Source organism: Microbacterium hatanonis, from assembly GCF_008017415.1.
In the GTDB taxonomy this organism is placed as follows: domain Bacteria; phylum Actinomycetota; class Actinomycetes; order Actinomycetales; family Microbacteriaceae; genus Microbacterium; species Microbacterium hatanonis.
The window spans coordinates 415,946-433,350 of the sequence record NZ_VRSV01000002.1; the positions used below are offsets into that span (position 1 = coordinate 415,946).

At 64.4% G+C, this 17,405-nt stretch carries 12 protein-coding genes; 8 read left to right on the forward strand and 4 right to left on the reverse strand.

Features of this window, described 5'->3' with window-relative positions; translation table 11 throughout:
• Positions 1-44: 44 nt before the first annotated feature.
• Together FVP77_RS12135 and FVP77_RS12140 are read left to right on the forward strand one after the other, a co-directional pair.
• Positions 45-386 carry a glycoside hydrolase family protein gene (locus FVP77_RS12135; RefSeq protein ID WP_147894855.1) on the forward strand — a complete coding sequence of 114 codons (342 nt, stop codon included), beginning with the start codon at positions 45-47 and terminating at the stop codon, positions 384-386.
• 389 nt (positions 387-775) lie between these two features.
• Complete coding sequence (locus FVP77_RS12140; RefSeq protein WP_187266925.1) at positions 776-2,236, forward strand: MFS transporter; 1,461 nt, start codon at positions 776-778, stop codon at positions 2,234-2,236.
• Positions 2,237-2,578: 342 nt separating this feature from the next.
• On the opposite strand, the gene FVP77_RS12145 is transcribed toward FVP77_RS12140, so the two are convergent.
• A complete protein-coding gene (locus FVP77_RS12145; RefSeq protein ID WP_147894857.1) occupies positions 2,579-4,186 on the reverse strand; it encodes a GH35 family beta-galactosidase in 1,608 nt (535 codons plus the stop codon).
• A 141-nt stretch (positions 4,187-4,327) separates the two neighbouring features.
• Here FVP77_RS12145 and FVP77_RS12150 point away from each other — a divergent pair, with 141 nt between their 5' ends.
• Positions 4,328-6,103, forward strand: a complete 1,776-nt coding sequence (locus tag FVP77_RS12150) for a family 43 glycosylhydrolase (protein WP_147894858.1) — start codon at positions 4,328-4,330, stop codon at positions 6,101-6,103.
• A gap of 5 nt (positions 6,104-6,108) precedes the next feature.
• On the opposite strand, the gene FVP77_RS12155 is transcribed toward FVP77_RS12150, so the two are convergent.
• Positions 6,109-6,702 (reverse strand): TetR/AcrR family transcriptional regulator, encoded by a 594-nt coding sequence (locus tag FVP77_RS12155; protein ID WP_147894859.1) that lies wholly within the window; start codon positions 6,700-6,702, stop codon positions 6,109-6,111.
• Positions 6,703-6,814: 112 nt separating this feature from the next.
• Between FVP77_RS12155 and FVP77_RS12160 the strand changes: the two genes are divergently transcribed.
• On the forward strand, positions 6,815-8,173 hold the full coding sequence (locus FVP77_RS12160) for an MFS transporter (protein ID WP_222707727.1): 1,359 nt from the start codon (positions 6,815-6,817) through the stop codon (positions 8,171-8,173).
• 52 nt (positions 8,174-8,225) lie between these two features.
• On the forward strand, positions 8,226-10,871 hold the full coding sequence (locus FVP77_RS12165; RefSeq protein ID WP_147894860.1) for a family 78 glycoside hydrolase catalytic domain: 2,646 nt from the start codon (positions 8,226-8,228) through the stop codon (positions 10,869-10,871).
• Between the two features lie 21 nt (positions 10,872-10,892).
• On the opposite strand, the gene FVP77_RS12170 is transcribed toward FVP77_RS12165, so the two are convergent.
• Positions 10,893-11,459, reverse strand: coding sequence for a TetR family transcriptional regulator (locus FVP77_RS12170; protein ID WP_147894861.1), 567 nt, complete (start codon positions 11,457-11,459; stop codon positions 10,893-10,895).
• Between the two features lie 103 nt (positions 11,460-11,562).
• Here FVP77_RS12170 and FVP77_RS12175 point away from each other — a divergent pair, with 103 nt between their 5' ends.
• Complete coding sequence (locus FVP77_RS12175; protein ID WP_222707728.1) at positions 11,563-12,999, forward strand: MFS transporter; 1,437 nt, start codon at positions 11,563-11,565, stop codon at positions 12,997-12,999.
• A 161-nt stretch (positions 13,000-13,160) separates the two neighbouring features.
• Complete coding sequence (locus FVP77_RS12180) at positions 13,161-14,366, forward strand: family 1 glycosylhydrolase (RefSeq protein ID WP_147894862.1); 1,206 nt, start codon at positions 13,161-13,163, stop codon at positions 14,364-14,366.
• Between the two features lie 15 nt (positions 14,367-14,381).
• Here the strand turns inward: FVP77_RS12180 and FVP77_RS12185 are convergent, their stop codons facing one another.
• Complete coding sequence (locus FVP77_RS12185) at positions 14,382-14,918, reverse strand: TetR/AcrR family transcriptional regulator (RefSeq protein ID WP_187266926.1); 537 nt, start codon at positions 14,916-14,918, stop codon at positions 14,382-14,384.
• Between the two features lie 225 nt (positions 14,919-15,143).
• Here FVP77_RS12185 and FVP77_RS12190 point away from each other — a divergent pair, with 225 nt between their 5' ends.
• Positions 15,144-17,231, forward strand: a complete 2,088-nt coding sequence (locus FVP77_RS12190) for a hypothetical protein (protein ID WP_147894864.1) — start codon at positions 15,144-15,146, stop codon at positions 17,229-17,231.
• The last annotated feature ends 174 nt before the right edge of the window (positions 17,232-17,405 follow it).

A 17,405-nucleotide genomic window follows, 5' to 3' on the forward strand; every position in this document is an offset into this window, starting at 1 on the left:
TCCCGCGCTCTGCGCGCAGCGACCACCTCGGCGATCGTCGCGGCGTGATCGGTGTATCCCTGGTAGCGATAGGTTCGGCGACGCTGGCCACCGCCGTCGTCGTCGGCCCCCTCATCGGTGACGGGTCGGTGTACTCCGCCGCTCCCGTCACCCTCGTCGTTGCCCACACGGTGTACATCTTCGCCGGTCGCGATGAGGCGGGTCCGACGGTGAACGACTTCATCATGAACGAATGGCGGGCCTTCTCCGTCACCGACGTCGAGTCGGGTTCGTGGAGGCGCCACCGTTCGCTCATGAGGCCGGAAGATGTGTTCAGCTGGGCAACGCCCGGGCGCGCCTACGCCGGTCAGGTGGCCGAGCGCGGCGACGGCCGCTTCCACTGGTAGGTCCAGGCCCCGTCTCCACATGGGCCGTTTGGCTGTGCGAGGCTCCGGGAGCTGGGGGAGGTGGATCAACCTCTCGGCAATCTCGGCTCGCCGTGGCTGACAGCTTCGCCCTTTTGCGTTAAGCCCTCGCCGGCCCTCCCTTGGATGCTGGCGGGGAGGGTTCATGGGCAGCCAACACGAGCCTGGCAAACGCGTGACAACCGATTGCCAAAACTTGGCAACCCTGATTGAATTGCTCCCAAGTCCGTCAGTTGGTGCGGGCGAATGCTCTACAGCGACGTACTGGAGACGCCCCGGATTTCTCCGCGTTGTCGCACACTGGTCAGCGCGCCATGCCCGGGCGCGTAGCTGAGCGACCAGACCCGCACGGCATCCCAGAAAGGCCTGTGATGGCAGACGAACCGTCGATGACGAGGTTGTCCGAAGAACCGCAAAGGTGGACGACGTCCATCGCCGTGCACTACGAGGGCAAGAAACCCATGAGCCGGTACATCCGGTGGTACCTCATCGTGTCCATCGCGACGTCGATGGTCTGGGCAGCGGTAAACGGCATCCTCATGCCGAACCAGATTCAGCTGATTGAGTTTGGCCAGTTCTTTCTGGGCCCCGACGCCGGGGTCGATCTCCCAGCACTTACCGAGCTCGGGCGAGCTGTCGCTGCTGGTCAGGTGACCCCGACAGCAGAGCAGGCGAGGCAACTCGGATTGCTGTCGGACTTCGAGACGGCACGAGCAGCAAGCCTTGGCCTGGTGACCACGGTGAGCGCGATCCTCGTCATGCTCTTGCAGCCAGTCATCGGGGTGCTCTCCGACCGCACGCGTTCCAAGCTTGGTCGCCGCGCCCCTTGGATCCTGTACGCGGGACTCTTCGGTGCCGTCCTGCTGGCGGGTGTCCGATTCGCGCCGTCGATTGCCATCCTTGTCGTGTTGTGGAGCTTGACCGAACTCACTCTCAACGTCGCGGGGAACCCCCTCCAGGCCACAGTTGCCGACCGAGTCCCGCGAGAGCGACGAGGTCGGGTGACGTCCTGGACGAGCTTGGGCGCAATCATCGGCGGACTCCTCGGCGGAATCGGTGCTGGCGCCCTGTTCGGGATGATTGGCCTGGACTTCTACTTCATCCTCGCCCTCTTCGTCGCCCTCACCGTCGTCCTGTTCGTGATCCGCAACCGCGACGAATCGTCCGTCGACATGGTGCGTGAGCCGTTCAAGTGGGGCGCGTTCTTCCGCGGGTACGCAAGCGCCCTCAAGGCTCGTGACTACCGGTGGCTGTGGATCTCTCGGGTCCTGTTCTTCTTCGGCTACAGCACGTCAACCGTTCTTTCGCTGTACATGCTGCAGAGCTACATCACGCCCGCCATGAGCGCGGCGGAAGCGTCCGCTACAGCGCCGCTGATCTCTATCGCCAGCCTGCCCGCGACGCTCATCGCAGTATCCATCTCAGGGCGCCTCTCGGATCGCCTCGGAGTCCGCAAACCCTTCATCATCGTGGCCTCCGTCCTGATGGCGGCCTCCCTGGCGGTGCCTCTCATCTCCCCGACCCTTCCCGGTCTGTTCATCCAAAGCATCGTGACGGGCCTCGCGTTCGGGATCTACCTGCCCGTCGACAACGCAATGTTCATCGACGTGCTGCCCGACCCGGAGACCGCGGGGCGCGACCTCGGTCTCTCCATCGTCGCGACCAACCTCGGGCAGTCTCTGGCGCCGGCGCTAGCAGCGGTGATGGTGGCGGTCACCGGCGGATACGCGGGCGTTTGGGTTGCAGCAGTAGTCCTTGTGGCGGGTGCCACGTTCACGGTGGCGCCTATCCGTGAACGTCGAGCCCGGAACGCAGCCCAGGTCCAGGTGTGATGGCCTGGTGCGCCTACGAGCGTTGCCCAAGCCGACGGGCACTGCCTTCCAGCGACGCGGCGCCACAGCTTGTAAACCGCGGCCGCTGAACAAGCTCAGTTACCCGTGCGATGGCTCCCCGCTCAGGGGCGGGCCATGGGCGAGGACTAGGTCTGGTGAACGGGTGGACGTAGTCGGGTCACTCTGATCCGCAGCTACCGGTCGTCGAGGTGTGGGCGGGTCCTTGTCTCGTTGCCGCCAGCGGCGTGCCGAAGGACCCCGCGGAGGAGTGGGTGCCGGGGATAAACGGGAGCGGGCCCCCACCGTTTCACGACGTGAGAGGCCCCGCTCGGTGGTGCGGAATTATCGTGGTCGGCGCAGTAGGTCGACCCGTACAGTCCGCAAACCGTTCTTGGGGAACATGAAATAGCGCTCGTCCCCGTTGAGTGTGCGACGAGGCGCCCAACGACCCTGAGCGAAGGTTCCCTCGACAAGGGTGTCGAGCTCGACGACGGCGTCCTTCTGAGCGAACTTCAGCGAGATGCCTCGAGCAAGCACGACGAACTGGTCGTCTGACGTGCGAACGATGAGACCGTAGCCGGTGAGCATGGCGGCCTCCTCGCCCGTGCCGGCTCCGAACATGCCCCGTGTATCGAGCGGGCCGGAGATGGTCACGCTGTACCCGCCGAGCTCAACGGTTTCCATTTCCCCTGTGACGAGACGGAATCCGTGGATGTCGCCAGAGGCTTGTGCCGCGGTGATTACGTCACTCATGTCTTGCATCGCGGCGAAGGCGAGGAAGAGCTCGTCATTGTCGAGTACTTCCTCGATCCCGAAAGGGTGGAAACCCATTGCGTTGTGAGCGCCCACCGCGACGAACGCGAGACCGGGATCTGGACGTGCTTCCGGCACGAAGATCCCGTTGCCGTTCACGCCGTAGGCGCTGAGCGTTTCATCGAACGCGTCGATGTAGATGTCGGGGGACAGGAAGTCGAGGGTGGGGGCGCCGATCTGCCAGATGTCGAGCATTCGCGATACGGGACCGCCGCTGGGATACCGGCCGGGGATGTCCGCGTTCGGCTGGGGGCCGAGCCACGCATTCGTGTACACGGGCAGGGGATGCTCGGCGACGCCCGCGCTTGCGACGCGGTCGACGAAGGTGCTGAATCCCCAACTCATGAAGATCTCTTCGGCGTCGCGGTCTTCGCCGAACACCTCGGCCCACGTTCCGGAGGTCAGTGATCCACGCCGCTCCCATATTTCGCTCACCCAGGGTTCGAGGTCGTCCCCGCGACGTGCGAGACCCTGCAGGAGCTCGAGCGGCACTTGCCCTTCCCATGCCTGCTCGGCGAGAGCGCTTCTGTCCCGGCTGTCTCCGAGAAGCCCGACCTCGTTCTGCACCTGGACCGCGATAACCGTGTGATCCGGGTCGATTCGCTTCAGGTGGCGCATCAGCGCAGCGAACGCTCGCGCATCAGCCTCCACCAACTCCTCGCTGAAAACGCTGAGGATGGGCCCGTCGAGGCTGAACCGACCGGTGAGGAGCCGCTCCTCGTCGCGTTCCGCACGCGGGAACCGAGCCTCGTCTCGGCGCACCCAGCTCGGCGCGTACGAGGACTCAGCGTTCTTATAGGAGCCGAACCAGATGAGCACAAGTCGGATGCCCTGCGCCCTAGCCTGCGCAACCTGGTCGTCCACCGCGGTGAAATCGAATACCCCTTCTTGAGGCTCGACGAGCTGCCAACTCGCCGCGCCGATGACGGAGCTGACGCCCTTCTCGCCAAGGGCTTTCCAGATCGGGGCCATGTAGGCGGGACTTGACGGGCTCGAGTTGTGCAGTTCCCCGCCCAGCGAGAGGAATGGCCGGCCGTCGACGATGAGCTGTGCGCCGCTGGCAGTTTGCGCCACACGCGGCAGGCCGTCTTCGAAACCGTGACGAGGTAGCAGGGGAGTGTCGTGTGAGTGCGTCATTGCAAGCCATTCAGAATGGGGACAGGTGCTCTCAGCTTCAAGAGACGGCAATCGGTTGTCAATATCGATGATAACTGGTTGGATGGCCGAGCCTGGCTTGTAAACGTGCCTGGCCGCCGCCGCAACGAAGGGCCGACGAGAGTGACGCGCATCCTGTGCAACCCCATGGACCTCGAGTACCGGTACCAGGACATCCGCTTCAGCGGAGTAGTCGGTGGCGTCACGCTCGGTGAAGCCACGCGCAATGTCCACCGAGAAGCAGCCGACCCGTCTCTCGTGCTCTACCAGGACCGCTACTTCTTGTTCGCCTCAATGTCGCGAGGATTTTGGCACTCTGCCGACCTTCACGCCTGGACATACCAGGCCACCGAAAAGCTTCCCCCCTTCGATTACGCGCCCGACGTTCGAGTGGTGAACGGCGCGCTGCTCATCAGCGCCTCGCGCAAGCAGGGCAGCTCCCCGTTCTTCCGCAGCGTCGACCCGCTCACCGACGACTTCGAGGAAGTCTCGCCGGGGCCCTTCTCTTTCTGGGACCCCAGCCTCTTCCAGGATGATGACGGGCGCATCTATCTCTACTGGGGCTGCGACAACAAGCAGCCCATCACCGGGGTCGAGCTCGATGACAGGCTCGAGCCCATCGGCGAACCTGTGGAGCTTCTCTCGTCGGATGTCTCCTCGCACGGGTGGGAGCGGACGGGCGAGAACTACCTTCTCCCCGAACCGAAAACCCCTCGCGAGCGGCAGGTCGCCGCTTTCCAAAGCAGCGCCCCATACATGGAGGGCGCCTGGATGACCAGGCACGCCGGGCGCTACTACTTGCAGTACGCGGCTCCAGGCACCCAGTTCAATACCTACGCCGACGGTTACTACACGGCAGACCGCCCCCTCGGTCCGTTCACGTATTCGACGGCCAGCCCGTTCTCCTCGAAACCCGGCGGGTTCGCACCAGGTGCGGGACACGGCAGCACCATCCAGGACCGGCATGGCAACTGGTGGCATGCCGCAACGATGCGCATCAGCGTGAACGGCGTGTTCGAGCGCCGTCTTGGCCTGTTCCCGGCTGGATTCGATGCCGATGGAACCCTTACGTGCAACCAGAATTTCGGCGACTACCCTTTCGCGGTGCCAGATGAATCATTCGATCCATGGGAGAAGACCGCCCCCGAGTGGATGCTTCTGTCCTACCGTTCGGCTGCGACCGCATCGTCCTCGGCAGCGGGGCAAGACGCCTCGCTAGCGGTGAACGAAGATATCCAAACTTGGTGGGCAGCCGCCCACCCGGGGGCGGGGGAGTGGGTCGCGGTCGACCTGGGCGCCGTCTGCACCGTAGCCTCCGTCCAAGTGAACCTCGCAGACCACATCGTCGCCCCTCACGCCGCGAAGCTCGACGAGGGTTCCGACGGCGGGCACACCTGGCGCGGTATCTACCGGGAGCACACGCCTGCCGTCGTGATGGTGGAGGGGTCGCGCGATGGTGAGGTTTGGGAGACCGTGCATGATGGTCGCCTCGATGGGCGGGACAGACCGCACGCGCTCGTTACTCTCGACGAGCCTCGCGAGTTGAGGCATCTGCGCGTGACCGCGGCGAGCGTGCCTTTCGACGGGGTATTCGCGGTCAGCGGCTTGCGCGTGTTTGGCCGCTCCGCGCAGGCGCTACCTGCGCAGGCTGCCCCGACCGCGGTACGCGTCGACCCGTTGATGGCACGCGTCAGTTGGCCGGCGGTCCCCGGTGCGATGGGTTACAACGTCCGTTATGGAGGCTCCGCGGATCGGCTGTACCGCAGTTGGCTCGTCTACGACCAGTGCGACCTGGACATTCGGTCCCTGAATGCGGACGAGGACACATGGTTCGCAGTCGATGCGTTCAACGGGGCGGGCGTGACGACCGGCGCCCCCGTACCGGCCCTGGCGTCGTAGAGCGGTTATGCCGCGCTCGGTGCGTCGCCCGCTCCAATCAAGCCCATGAAGGCGTCGAGCAGTCCGATGGATGCTCGTTCAGGGTCAAGAAGTGTTTGGATCCGCAGGCCGTCAATCATCGCGAGGACGAGGGTCACTCGCTCATCAGCGGTGAGGGCAGTCCCGTCGCCGTCGCCCGCGAGGAGGGTCGTCGTGAATCGCGTTCGTAACCTCTCGCGGCGTCCCACGAAGTAGGTGTGAGCGGGGTGGTCCGGGTCCGTGGCCGCGACAGTCAACAGGAGGAGGCTCCGCTGATAGTCAGGACGCGCGAACTCCTCCTCGAGTACCGCACCCAAGATCTGGCGCGGAGGTAGATCTGACGCTGCGATACGCGCTGCCATCTGCTCATCGTCCGCGTCGCTCAGCGCCAGGGCAGCGAGGAGCAACTCGTCCTTTCCAGAAAAGTGACGGAGGAGCGCGGCATGAGTCATGTCCGCCCGACCCGCGATGTCGCGCAGTGACGCCCGCTCGAAACCGTGCTGAGCGAAGCTCGCCAGCGCGGCGCGGACGATCTGCTCACGTCGGGCGGGTGTCGTGGCGTGAGTGCCGGGGCGGGACATCTGGCCATTCTTGCATTTTGTAACCATCGTGGTTACTGTCTGGGAGGCGTCGCAACCGATTGCCATCACCCCGTCCCACCCTGAGGACGGCGCACTTCAATGGAGGAGTCCGGTGTCCAATAACCAATCAGAGCGCGACGCAACTATCGAGAACGTGGTGGCTTCGCAGCCAGTGGCGGGGGCAAGCCCCGACGCGCTGCCCCTGGAGAGTGAGCGGCCGGCGGCCCCGAGCGAGCCCCAGGTCCCGATGAGTCGCAGCTACATCTTCTGGTTGATGCTCGCCAGCTTCGGTGGCTCAATCGCCATGATGGTGCCTTTGTCTTACGGCATCGCGCTGCGACTGTCCGAGCTGGCACCCGGTCGCGAAGAGGTGCTGGGGTACATCACCGGGTCAGCGCAGCTCGTATTCCTCGTCCTCAGCCCCATGATTGGTATCTGGAGCGACCGGTTCCGTTCCCGGCTCGGACGGCGCGCGCCGTTCCTCTTCCTCGGAGCCGCCGTCGGTCTCGTAGGCCTGGTCATCATCGGCTTGGCGCCTTCGATTCCGCTCATCGCGGTGGGATGGATCATCGGCATGCTGGGGTGGTCGACCACCGGCGCCGCAGTACAGAACATTCAGGCCGACAAGCTCCCGGAGAACCAGCGCGGCAAGGTCTCAGCGCTCACGGGTCTTATGACGCAGATCGCACCGGTGCTCGGCATCGGCATCGCCTACGCGGTCTCCTCGAGCACCTTCCTCGTTTTCCTCGTTCCCGGTCTCATCGGCGCGGTTCTGCTCGTGCTCTTCCCGCTCATCAAGCCGGAAGGCAGTTCGAAGAACATCACCGTCGATTCGAGCGTCACCCTCCGCAAGGTCGTCGCCGGCTACGGGTTCAACCCCCGTAAGTACCCGGACTTCGCGTGGAACTGGCTCGGCCGTTTCTTCTTCTTCTTCGGCTTGTACTTCAACACCACCTTTGGCACCTTCTTCTACGCGCAGAGACTGGACCTGCCGGTGCGAGAGGTTGCCGGCGTTGTAGCGACCGTCGGAATGCTGGGCGTCGTCGCCGCAGCAGGCGGTGCACTTCTCGGCGGCTTCCTCTCGGACAAGCTGAAGAGGCGCCGCCTCTTCGTCATCATCGCAGCCATTCTGTTCGTCGCTGGAGCCATCTTCGAGGCCTTTGCGTACTCGCTCCCGCAGCTCATTGTCGGTGCCGTGCTCATGCAGCTCGCCATCGCGGTGTTCGCCACTGTGAATCAGGCCATGGTGTTCGCGATTCTGCCCAACCGCTCAGAAGCTGGTCGCTACATGGCGGTCGTGGCCTTCGCTCAGAAGATCCCGAGCGCGGTGGCGCCGCTTATCGCCCCGCTGATAATCACCATCGGCGCGGTCGGCGCGGATAAGAACTACACGGCGCTGTACCTCGGCGGCGCGGTCCTCGCCCTCGTCGGCGGTCTCATCATCCTCTTCAAGGTCAAATCCGTACGTTGAATCCACGGGCCGCTCACAAGGCGGCCCGCGTCGGCACGCGAAGGAGCTCTCTATGAACCGCACGCCTCACAACCTTGGTATCGACAGCGGGGGTGACCAGTTCCTGGTCTCCGGATCGCGACCGCGGCTCTCGTTCCAAGCCCCGGCTGCCATCGGAAATCAGACCTCGTACGAACTTGAGGCTGCAGTCGACGGGCGGCCCCTGGAGGCGGTGTCGATTGATGGGGCTCGCCACCTCTTCGTCGAGTGGCCCTGGTCGAGCCTTCACAGTCGAGAGCGAGTGAAGTGGCGCGTGCGTGTCACCGGGATCGAAGCTGTCTCGGACTGGTCGACGTGGCATGAGTTCGAGGTAGGGCTCCTTGATGAGGACTGGCGAGCCGACTGGATCTCGCCCGCAGAGGACGGCGAGCCGGGCCCGGGTAAGAGACCGGCTTACTCCCTCGCCGCCGAGTTCGATCTCGAGTCCGAGGTAGCAACGGCCCGCCTCTACGCCACAGCGCTCGGTGTCTACAACGCCCACGTGAACGGGCAGAGGGCTGGAACCGCGGAGCTGTCTCCCGGGTCGACCTCGTACGACTCCACTCTCTACGCGCAGGCCGCCGACGTCACGGGCGCGCTCCTCATCGGCCCCAACCGCATCGAACTGGAACTCTCGGACGGCTGGTTCCGCGGCGAAGTGGGAGCGTTCCGGATGCCAGCAGGATGGGGTGCGACAACTGCCGCGCGCGCAGAGCTCCACATCGAGCATGTCGACGGTCAGCGCAGCGTCATTCGTACAGACGCTTCGTGGTCGAGCGCGCGCACCGTCATCACGCGGGCTAGCCTCATGGACGGTGAGACAGTCGACCTCACGGCCGCCATGGACGAAGCCGAACCCGCGCGAGTCAGCCAAGTCGACGCCCCGCCAATCACCTGGTCTCCTGCGCCGCCAATCCGCGTCATCGAGAGTAGGACGCCCGTCTCGCTTACTCAGCTGCGCGAAGGAGTGTGGGTCGCTGATTTCGGACAGAACGCCTCTGGCTGGCTGAAGCTCACCGACCTCGGACCCGCCGGCACGCGCACAATCGTCGATTACGGCGAGTTCGTAGCGGCGAACGGTGACCTCTCTACCTCGCATCTCGACTCCACCCGGCCGGGAGAGCCGCCCGTCACGTTCGTACAGCGCGACGAGGTGACATCTGATGGGTCGCAGGCCGTGTTCGAGCCGCGTCACACAGTCCACGGGTTCCAGTACGCGCGCATCAGCCGCGAAGATGCGCCTCTCGACGCCGCATCCGTATCGATGCAGATTGTGCACACTGACCTGCGCCGAGTGGGTGAATTCGAGAGCAGCGCTGGAGACCTCAACCGGCTGCACGAGATCGCTGACTGGAGCTTCCGTGGAAACGCGGTCGACGTACCAACAGACTGCCCGACCCGCGAGCGGCTGGCATGGACCGGCGACTACCAAGTGTTCGCCCCCACGGCGACGCGGTTGTTCGACGTACTCGGATTCACGCGGAAGTGGCTGCAGTCAGTCCGGGACGACCAGCTTGCCGACGGCCGTATCGCGAACTTCTCGCCAGACGGTCGACGCATCAAGAACAAGTTGGACGACCAGTTCGCGCAGATGACCGGATCCGCCGGTTGGGGCGACGCCATCGTGGCTGTGCCCTGGGAGATGTACCAGTCGTACGGCGACACCGAGATACTCGCCGAGAACTGGGACGCGATGACGCGCTGGGTCGAATGGGCGCTGGGCTCGGCTCGAACAGCGCGCCACCACTCGCGCGAGCAACGCTCACCCGAACCCGCGGCTCACGAGCAGTTCCTCTGGGACGGCTCCTTCCACTGGGGCGAGTGGATTGAACCAAAAGAAAAGGATGCCGACGGCAACCCCATCAACCCTGTTCAGCAGAACCCGATGGCCTGGTTCATGGCTGACAAGGGAGAGGTGGGTACGGCGTACCTCCATCGCTCCACCCTCACCCTTGCGCGGATCGCTCAGCTCTTGGGAAACGACGACGCTTACGCTCGATACGCATCCCTGTCGGAGCGCATCCTGCAAGCTTGGCGCACCGAGTTCCTGCGAGCAGACGGCCGCACAACAACCGACACCCAAGCCGCCTACGTCCGCGCAATCGCGTTTGGCCTCATCCCCGATGAGCTACGGGCCGCAGCTGCCGCCCGCCTCGTCGAACTCATCAGATCCGCCGACACTCACCTCGGCACCGGCTTCCTGTCGACAGGAGATCTCCTCCCCGTACTTGCGGAGAATGGATACGGCGACGTCGCCTACGAGCTCCTTTTGCAGCGGACCGCGCCCTCCTGGCTCTACATGGTGGACCGCGGCGCCACGACGATCTGGGAGGAGTGGGAGGGGATCGATGACAAGGGCAACGCTCATGAATCCCTCAACCACTACAGCAAGGGCGCTGTCATCCGGTTCCTTCACACCCATGTGCTTGGCCTGCGCCAGGAGTCGTCATCTGTGGCCTGGGAATCGTTCCGCGTGGCCCCGGTGCCTGGGGGAGGCCTGACGTGGGCCCGCGGGCACCACGACGGCCCACAAGGCCGAATCGAGGCGTCTTGGAAGCTCGAAGGCGACGACCTTGAGGTGACGGTTGTCGTGCCTCCGGGGTCGTCCGCGCGAGTCGTCTTCCCCTCCGGACGCACCGAAGTTGCGGGGGCAGGGCGCTCAACGTTCAGGAGTCGCTAAGCGCGCATCCTTGCCGCGCCATCACGCCTTGCCGAGGTCACGAAAGGTGCGGTCGAGCACGGCGCGGAACGAGCCCTCCTCGGCTGACGCCCATTTCTCCCAAGCAAGGTCGACGGCGGCATACGCCGCAACCGTGAGCGTCCGGGCCACGTCCTCATCTCCGATGCGCTCCGCGAGTGCGTTGGAGACGTCGGCGACTTGGTGCAAGCGTTTTTCGGCAATACGGGCGCGCAAGCCGGGAAGCCCGGAGATCATCCGAAGCCGGGCACGGAGCCGGGCCGGGTCTCGTTCCGACTGGGTCACGGCTGGCTCGAACGCCGCACGCAGCAGTACCCAGGCCGAGGTGTCCCGGTCGTAAGGAGCCTCGCGAAGAGCGGCGGCATACGCCAAACCCGGGTTCTGGATGACGGCGACGACGACGTCGTCCTTTGACCCGAAGTATCGGAAGAACGTCGCTCGGGAGATCCCGAGATGTTGCGCGAGATCCTCAACGGTCACCTGCTCGAAACCGCGGGCGGCGAGCACGTTGACCGCCGCTTGAGCGAGCTCAAGGCGGAAGGCGTCTCGAGAGCGCTCGCGGACCGTCATATCCGCAGTCTACAAACTGCTACCGTGTCTACGAAGTGAGACGCCGTCTCAAAACGCGCGGGCGGCTACGGCGGGCCGCCTCTGCAGCAGGAGGATCCTCGTTATGCCCGGCAGCCCTTTGCCCTCCGCTTCGGCTCGCCCGGGGCTCATCGTCGGCGTTCTCGCCTTCGCAGGAATGGCAGCGTCATTCATGCAGACGATCCTCATCCCGATACAGGCGGAGTTGCCGCAGTTATTGGGTGCGAGCCGTGACGACACCGCGTGGGTGATCACCGTCACGCTCCTCGTCTCGGCCGTATGCACCCCCATCTCGGGGAAGCTCGGCGACATGTACGGGAAGCGCCGAGTGGCGTTGGTGCTGCTGATGATCCTGGTGGCGGGCTCGGTCATCTGTGCTTTGTCGCCGACCGTGGTGCCGCTCATCATTGGTCGCGGACTGCAGGGTGCAGGAATGGGTGTCGTTCCACTGGGAATCTCGATCCTTCGCGACGCCGTGCCTCCGCACAGGTTGGGTTCGGCGATTGCCCTGGTGAGCGCGACTCTCGGCGTCGGCGGCGCGCTGGGCCTCCCGCTGAGCGCCTATGTCACGGAGAACTTCGACTGGCACGCGCTGTTCTGGTTGGCTGCGGTCATCAGCCTGGTCGCGCTCATCCTGTTTGCCGTAGTGGTGCCAGCGGATACGGTACGAAACGGTGGCCGCCTCGACCTCATAGGCGCGCTGGGACTCGCACTCGGGCTGGTCGGTATCCTGCTCGCGGTGTCGAAGGGGAATCAGTGGGGGTGGACATCACCCGCCACGCTGAGCTGCCTCATCGGCGGCGTCGTGGTCTTGTTGGTGTGGGGTGTTTACGAACTGCGCGTGACCAATCCGCTCGTAGACATTCGAGTGAGTGCCCGCGGCCCGGTGCTCATGACAAACCTGGCGTCTATAGCGATGGGCTTTGCGCTCTTCTCCTCGAGCATCGTGTTCCCACAACTCCTCGGCCTGCCCACACAGACGGGCGGGCTCGGTCTGACCCTACTGAGCGCGAGCTTTGTTCTCATGCCGTCGGGGTTGGCGATGCTCGCGATGTCGCCGGTAGCCGGCCGCCTGGAACGGCGGCTCGGACCAAAGCCGTTGCTCGTCGCGGGAGCGCTGCTTATTGCTCTCAGCTACATCGGCGCACTCGCGTTTGATCTCGACGTGGCGCTCGTACTCGTCTTCAACATCCTCATCGGAGTTGGCATCGGGCTTGGGTATGCAGCTATGCCGACGCTCATCATGCAGGCTGTGCCTCGGAGCGAGACGGGCGCTGCCAACGGGCTCAACACGCTCATGAGGGCTCTGGGCACGAGCATCGCGGCCGCGGTCGTCGCAGTAATCCTCACCGAGTCGTCCGTCGCGTTTGGTGACGTGATGGTGCCGTCGTCTGCGGGCTTCCAGGCTGCGTTCGCCTGCGGACTTGCCGCGGCGGCTGTGTGCGCAGTCATCGCCTTCTTTATCCCGAAGCCGAAGCCGCACCCTGAGGAGCAGGCGTCGCTGCCCGAGGGTGTCTTGTAAGGGTGGCCTCCAGGCAGCTGCTCTCGCTTCGCAGGCACCTGCGGAGAAGTGCGCGCGCGCCTGATGCGTCGCGGACACGTGCCCGGTTGATGGGTCGTGGCCTCGTCGGTAAGCTAGAAAACTATAGTGAACTCAGAATTCAGCGACGAGTGTGGGGCACAATGACGTACAACTTTCCCGACGGATTCCTCTGGGGCGCGGCCAGCGCGCCACACCAAGTAGAGGGGGGCAACTCGAACAGCGACTTTTGGGCACAAGAGTCGCTCATGACTGGTGCTGACCGTAGCGGGGACGCGCTGGATAGCTACCACCGTTACCGCGAGGACATCCGCCTCGTGGCCGAATCAGGGCTCAACACGTACCGGTTCGGTGTGGAGTGGGCGCGCATTGAGCCCATCCCCGGTCAGGTGTCACTCGCTCAGCTCGCCCACTACCGTCGCATGGTCGAGGCTTGCCTGGAGATGGGTGTCAAGCCTTTCGTTACGCTCCACCACTTCACGTCGCCGCGGTGGTTTGCAGAAGAAGGTGGCTGGCGCGGCGAACGGTCTGTGGACCGTTTTCGCTCATACGTCGAGTTGGTGAGCCCGATACTCGCCGAGGTCGAGTGGGTGTGCACCATCAACGAGCCCAACATGTTGGCGATCCTTGTCGCCGAGCAGGAAGCGATGCGGACGGCTCCAGATGGCCGGGAGTGGCTTAGCCCCACGCTTGAGTCAGATGAGCCCCGCCCCGTGAAACCTGCTCCACCGACCGACATCGGCCGTCGGCTTATCCAGGCCCATTCGGCTGCTCGCGAGGTGCTTCGGGCAAACACCAACGCGAAGCTCGGTTGGTCAGTCGCCAATCGCGCGTTCGAGACGCGGCCGGGCGCTGATGACGTACGCCGGGAACTCGAATACGTATGGGAGGACCTTTACCTCAAGGCAGCTCAAGGGGACGACTATGTGGGGGTGCAGGCATACTCGGCGCAGTGGGTGGGTCTCGACGGAATTGAGCCGCATCCGGTTTCTTCGGACAACACCCTCGTCCGGACTGCCTACCGGCCCGATGCTCTCGGGATCGCGGTCCGTCACACCCGTGAAATTGTGCCCGACGTGCCGATCCTTGTAACTGAGAACGGCATCGCTACCGACGACGACGCGCGTCGGATTGCGTACACGGAGGCCGCGCTTCTCTCCCTCGGCGAGGCCATGGCTGACGGCGCCGACGTCCGCGGATACGTTCACTGGAGTTTGCTCGACAACTACGAGTGGGGGCACTGGGATCCCACCTTCGGGCTCGTAGCCGTCGACCGAAATACCTTCGAACGACAGCCCAAGCCGAGTCTCGCGTGGCTGGGCGGAGTCGCGAGAGCAAACCGCGTGTAATCCGCGGCTGCCGATTCAGTCCAGAGCCTCCGGCCCAAGGATCGCGCGGATGTTTGCTTCGATGAGCATTCTGATGTCGAACGGCGGCCCCTGCATCCACTGGAGTTGAAGCCCCTCCCAAGCGGCCAGGAGTAGGTGCGCTGCCACCTCCGGCTCAACATGGTCGGGCACATTGCCCAGGCCCTGAAGACGGCGTATGTCCGCGGCTACAACCTCTACCGACCGCGCCCACCTCTGCCGGAAGAATTCATTGGCAGGATGGTCCGGGTCAGCGGCCGCGCCGGCAAGCTCGTTGTACAGACGGGCGTAGTTCGTGCGCTGCACCCCCACTTCGGCACGATCTCCCATCTCGGCAATGGCGCCGGCCTCGGCACCGCGCGCGCGAATGTTCTCGTCGTCGTGCTGCTGCAGCGCGGCGATGAGGAGGTGCTCTTTCGCCGGGAAGTGGTAATAGACCGTGGGTTCGCTCGTCTCTGCAAGCGCGGCGATCTCCGACACGGCCACGTTGCGGTGCCCCTTATCCCGGACCAGCTGAAGAGCGGCGGCGCTCAACGACCGTCTACGCAGATCTGACTTCGCATACGGCCCACGTTTCTGCGGCATCCGTTGCCTCCCGGGGGTCTTGAGCTATTTCCTCACGCAATGTTATGCTCCTCGCACGAAACCTAGAACGAACTCAGGATTCGTTGAGAGGCGAGGATGCCGCAGGCAGGTATGGACCGACATGCATTGGTCCGGGGTCACAACCCGGTCATCACCGATGCGCACGCTACCGAGGTGCTCACGGTGGGCAACGGTGATATCGCGCTGAGCGTGGACATCTCGGGGTTGCAGTCGTTCCCGGCCTTTCACGAGATCAAGCCCGACCCTCGGCGCGTTGTTCGAGATGGGTTGAGCGGGTTGCCGCCTCAGCGGTCGCGTGTCTTTGACCGCGATGATTTCCAGATCCCGCTGCGTACGCAATCCACCTGGGGCTGGTATGAGACGCGACCTACCCGGGCCTTCGCTCTGGAGGAGACTGTCACGGTCTACTCAACGCCGCGAGGGCCGGTTCCCTACCTCGACCAAATGGGACTCCAGCGAGCTGGTGATCCCATCGCCGCGGAGTTCGAGGCGGGGGCGTGGTTCCACTTCAACCCGCGCCGCGCGCACCTTGGCCGGCTGGCGCTCGTGCGCCGCGGTGAGTCGGTTGAGTTGAGCCCCAGTTTGCTCTCCGACGCGCGCACGGAACTCGACCTGTGGACGGGGCGAATCGACGCCCATTACGTGCTCGAGGGCGACCCCGTGCACGTGACAACCGTCGCCGACCCCCACGCTGACCGCTTCGCGGTGAGAGTCGAATCCGCTGCGCTCTCTCGCGGGTGGGGTGTGGCGTGGGTCTTCGACAAGCAACCCGATGACCTGGCGTCGTTCGAGTCGCCGCTGGACGAGTCGGTGGAATGGTCGAAAGACTCGAGCCGACAGTGGACTGCACGTCGCGCTGTCGAGACCTTCGTATACGGCGTAAACATTGTCACGACCGGGAGCCTCTCCCTACATGACGGCGACGGCGCCGTGGCGACTAGCGCGACGGGCTCTCTCGAAGTCGTCGTCACGTTGCGGCCCGGCGTCGACGATGACCACGCGGCAGGGACAGCCACGTTCGTCGCTACCCGCGACGCGGCAGCGACGTGGTGGAACGAGCACTGGAGATCAGGGGCAGCCGTCAGCTTCGCCGGAAGTTCAGAACCGGGCGCCGCGGAACTTGAGCGACGCGTCGTGCTGTCGCAATACCTTCTTGCCGTGAATAGTGCCGGAGCCACGCCCCCGGCCGAGACCGGGCTGACCTACAACACCTGGACGGGCAAGTTTCACCTCGAAATGCACTGGTGGCATGCCGCTCACTTCGCCCTGTGGGGCCGTGGCCATCTGCTGGAGCGGAGCCTCGGTTTCTACCACAACGCCCTCCCGTCGGCGCGAGAGACTGCTCGGAGTCAGGGTTACCGCGGGGCTCGCTGGCCGAAGCAGACGGATCCCTCCGCACGTGAGTCGCCCAGCAACATAGGCGTATTCCTCATCTGGCAGCAGCCGCACATTATTTACCTGCTCGAACTGATGTGGCACGAGGGCCGCGAGGGGAGATTCCTCCGCGAAAACTTTGAGCTCGTGCAGGCAACAGCCGAGTTCATGGCGGACTTCGTCGAGGAGTCCAACGGTTCGTTTCGGCTCCCCCCTCCACTCATCCCCGCCCAGGAGAGCTACCTTGCATACCGCAATACGACCGCCGACCCGACGTTTGAGCTCGCGTATTGGTCATGGGGGCTGCGCGTCGCGAATGAATGGCGTGAGCGTCTAGGACTTGCGCCCGATGATCGTTGGCGACGCGTCGAACGGGGAATGAATCAGCCTGCCCGCCTCAGCGACGGAACGTATGCGGCCGTCGCGACGGCGCCTTATCTCATTCGGGAAGATCACCCCTCGATGCTGATGGCGTTGGGATGGGTGCCCGTCACCGCCCACGTGGACACAGAGGTTATGGCAGCGACGCTCGAGAGCGTCTGGGAAAACTGGGACCTCCAATCGAGTTGGGGGTGGGACTACCCGGTTCTGGCAATGACAGCAGCCACCCTCGGCGACCTAGGCCGAGCTCTCGATGCTCTGTTGCTCCCGTCGCCGAAGAACGTGTACCTACCGAACGGACACAACCCGCAGATCCCGGGATTTCTCAGCCTGTACCTTCCCGCAAACGGGGGCCTTCTCGCGTCCATCGCGCATATTGTCGCGGCCCACGAAGCCGGCGCAGAACTCCCTCTCGGCTGGAAGATCGCCTCCGAGGGACTTGGAACCCTGCCAAGATCTCGACGCGTCCACGCGCCGTCCCTTTAACCCCAGAGAACTGTGAGGAGAGGCACGCCCATCTGGCAATCGATTGACAAGTAAAACGCAATCCCCCGTGCACCAACACAACTCTTGATTTTCAAAGGTGAGGACCATGCAGAAAAATCGTTCCCCGTTCCGAGCCGGGCGCCGCAATGCCCTCGTGGCAGCGAGCTCGCTAGC

Bases quoted from the DNA above. Each gene is read 5' to 3' on its own strand.
- FVP77_RS12155 (WP_147894859.1), bottom strand. From the start codon at position 6,702: ATGTCCCGCCCCGGCACTCACGCCACGACACCCGCCCGACGTGAGCAG.
- FVP77_RS12175 (WP_222707728.1), top strand. From the start codon at position 11,563: ATGCCCGGCAGCCCTTTGCCCTCCGCTTCGGCTCGCCCGGGGCTCATC.
- FVP77_RS12170 (WP_147894861.1), bottom strand. From the start codon at position 11,459: ATGACGGTCCGCGAGCGCTCTCGAGACGCCTTCCGCCTTGAGCTCGCT.
- FVP77_RS12180 (WP_147894862.1), top strand. From the start codon at position 13,161: ATGACGTACAACTTTCCCGACGGATTCCTCTGGGGCGCGGCCAGCGCG.
- FVP77_RS12165 (WP_147894860.1), top strand. From the start codon at position 8,226: ATGAACCGCACGCCTCACAACCTTGGTATCGACAGCGGGGGTGACCAG.
- FVP77_RS12145 (WP_147894857.1), bottom strand. From the start codon at position 4,186: ATGACGCACTCACACGACACTCCCCTGCTACCTCGTCACGGTTTCGAA.
- FVP77_RS12140 (WP_187266925.1), top strand. From the start codon at position 776: ATGGCAGACGAACCGTCGATGACGAGGTTGTCCGAAGAACCGCAAAGG.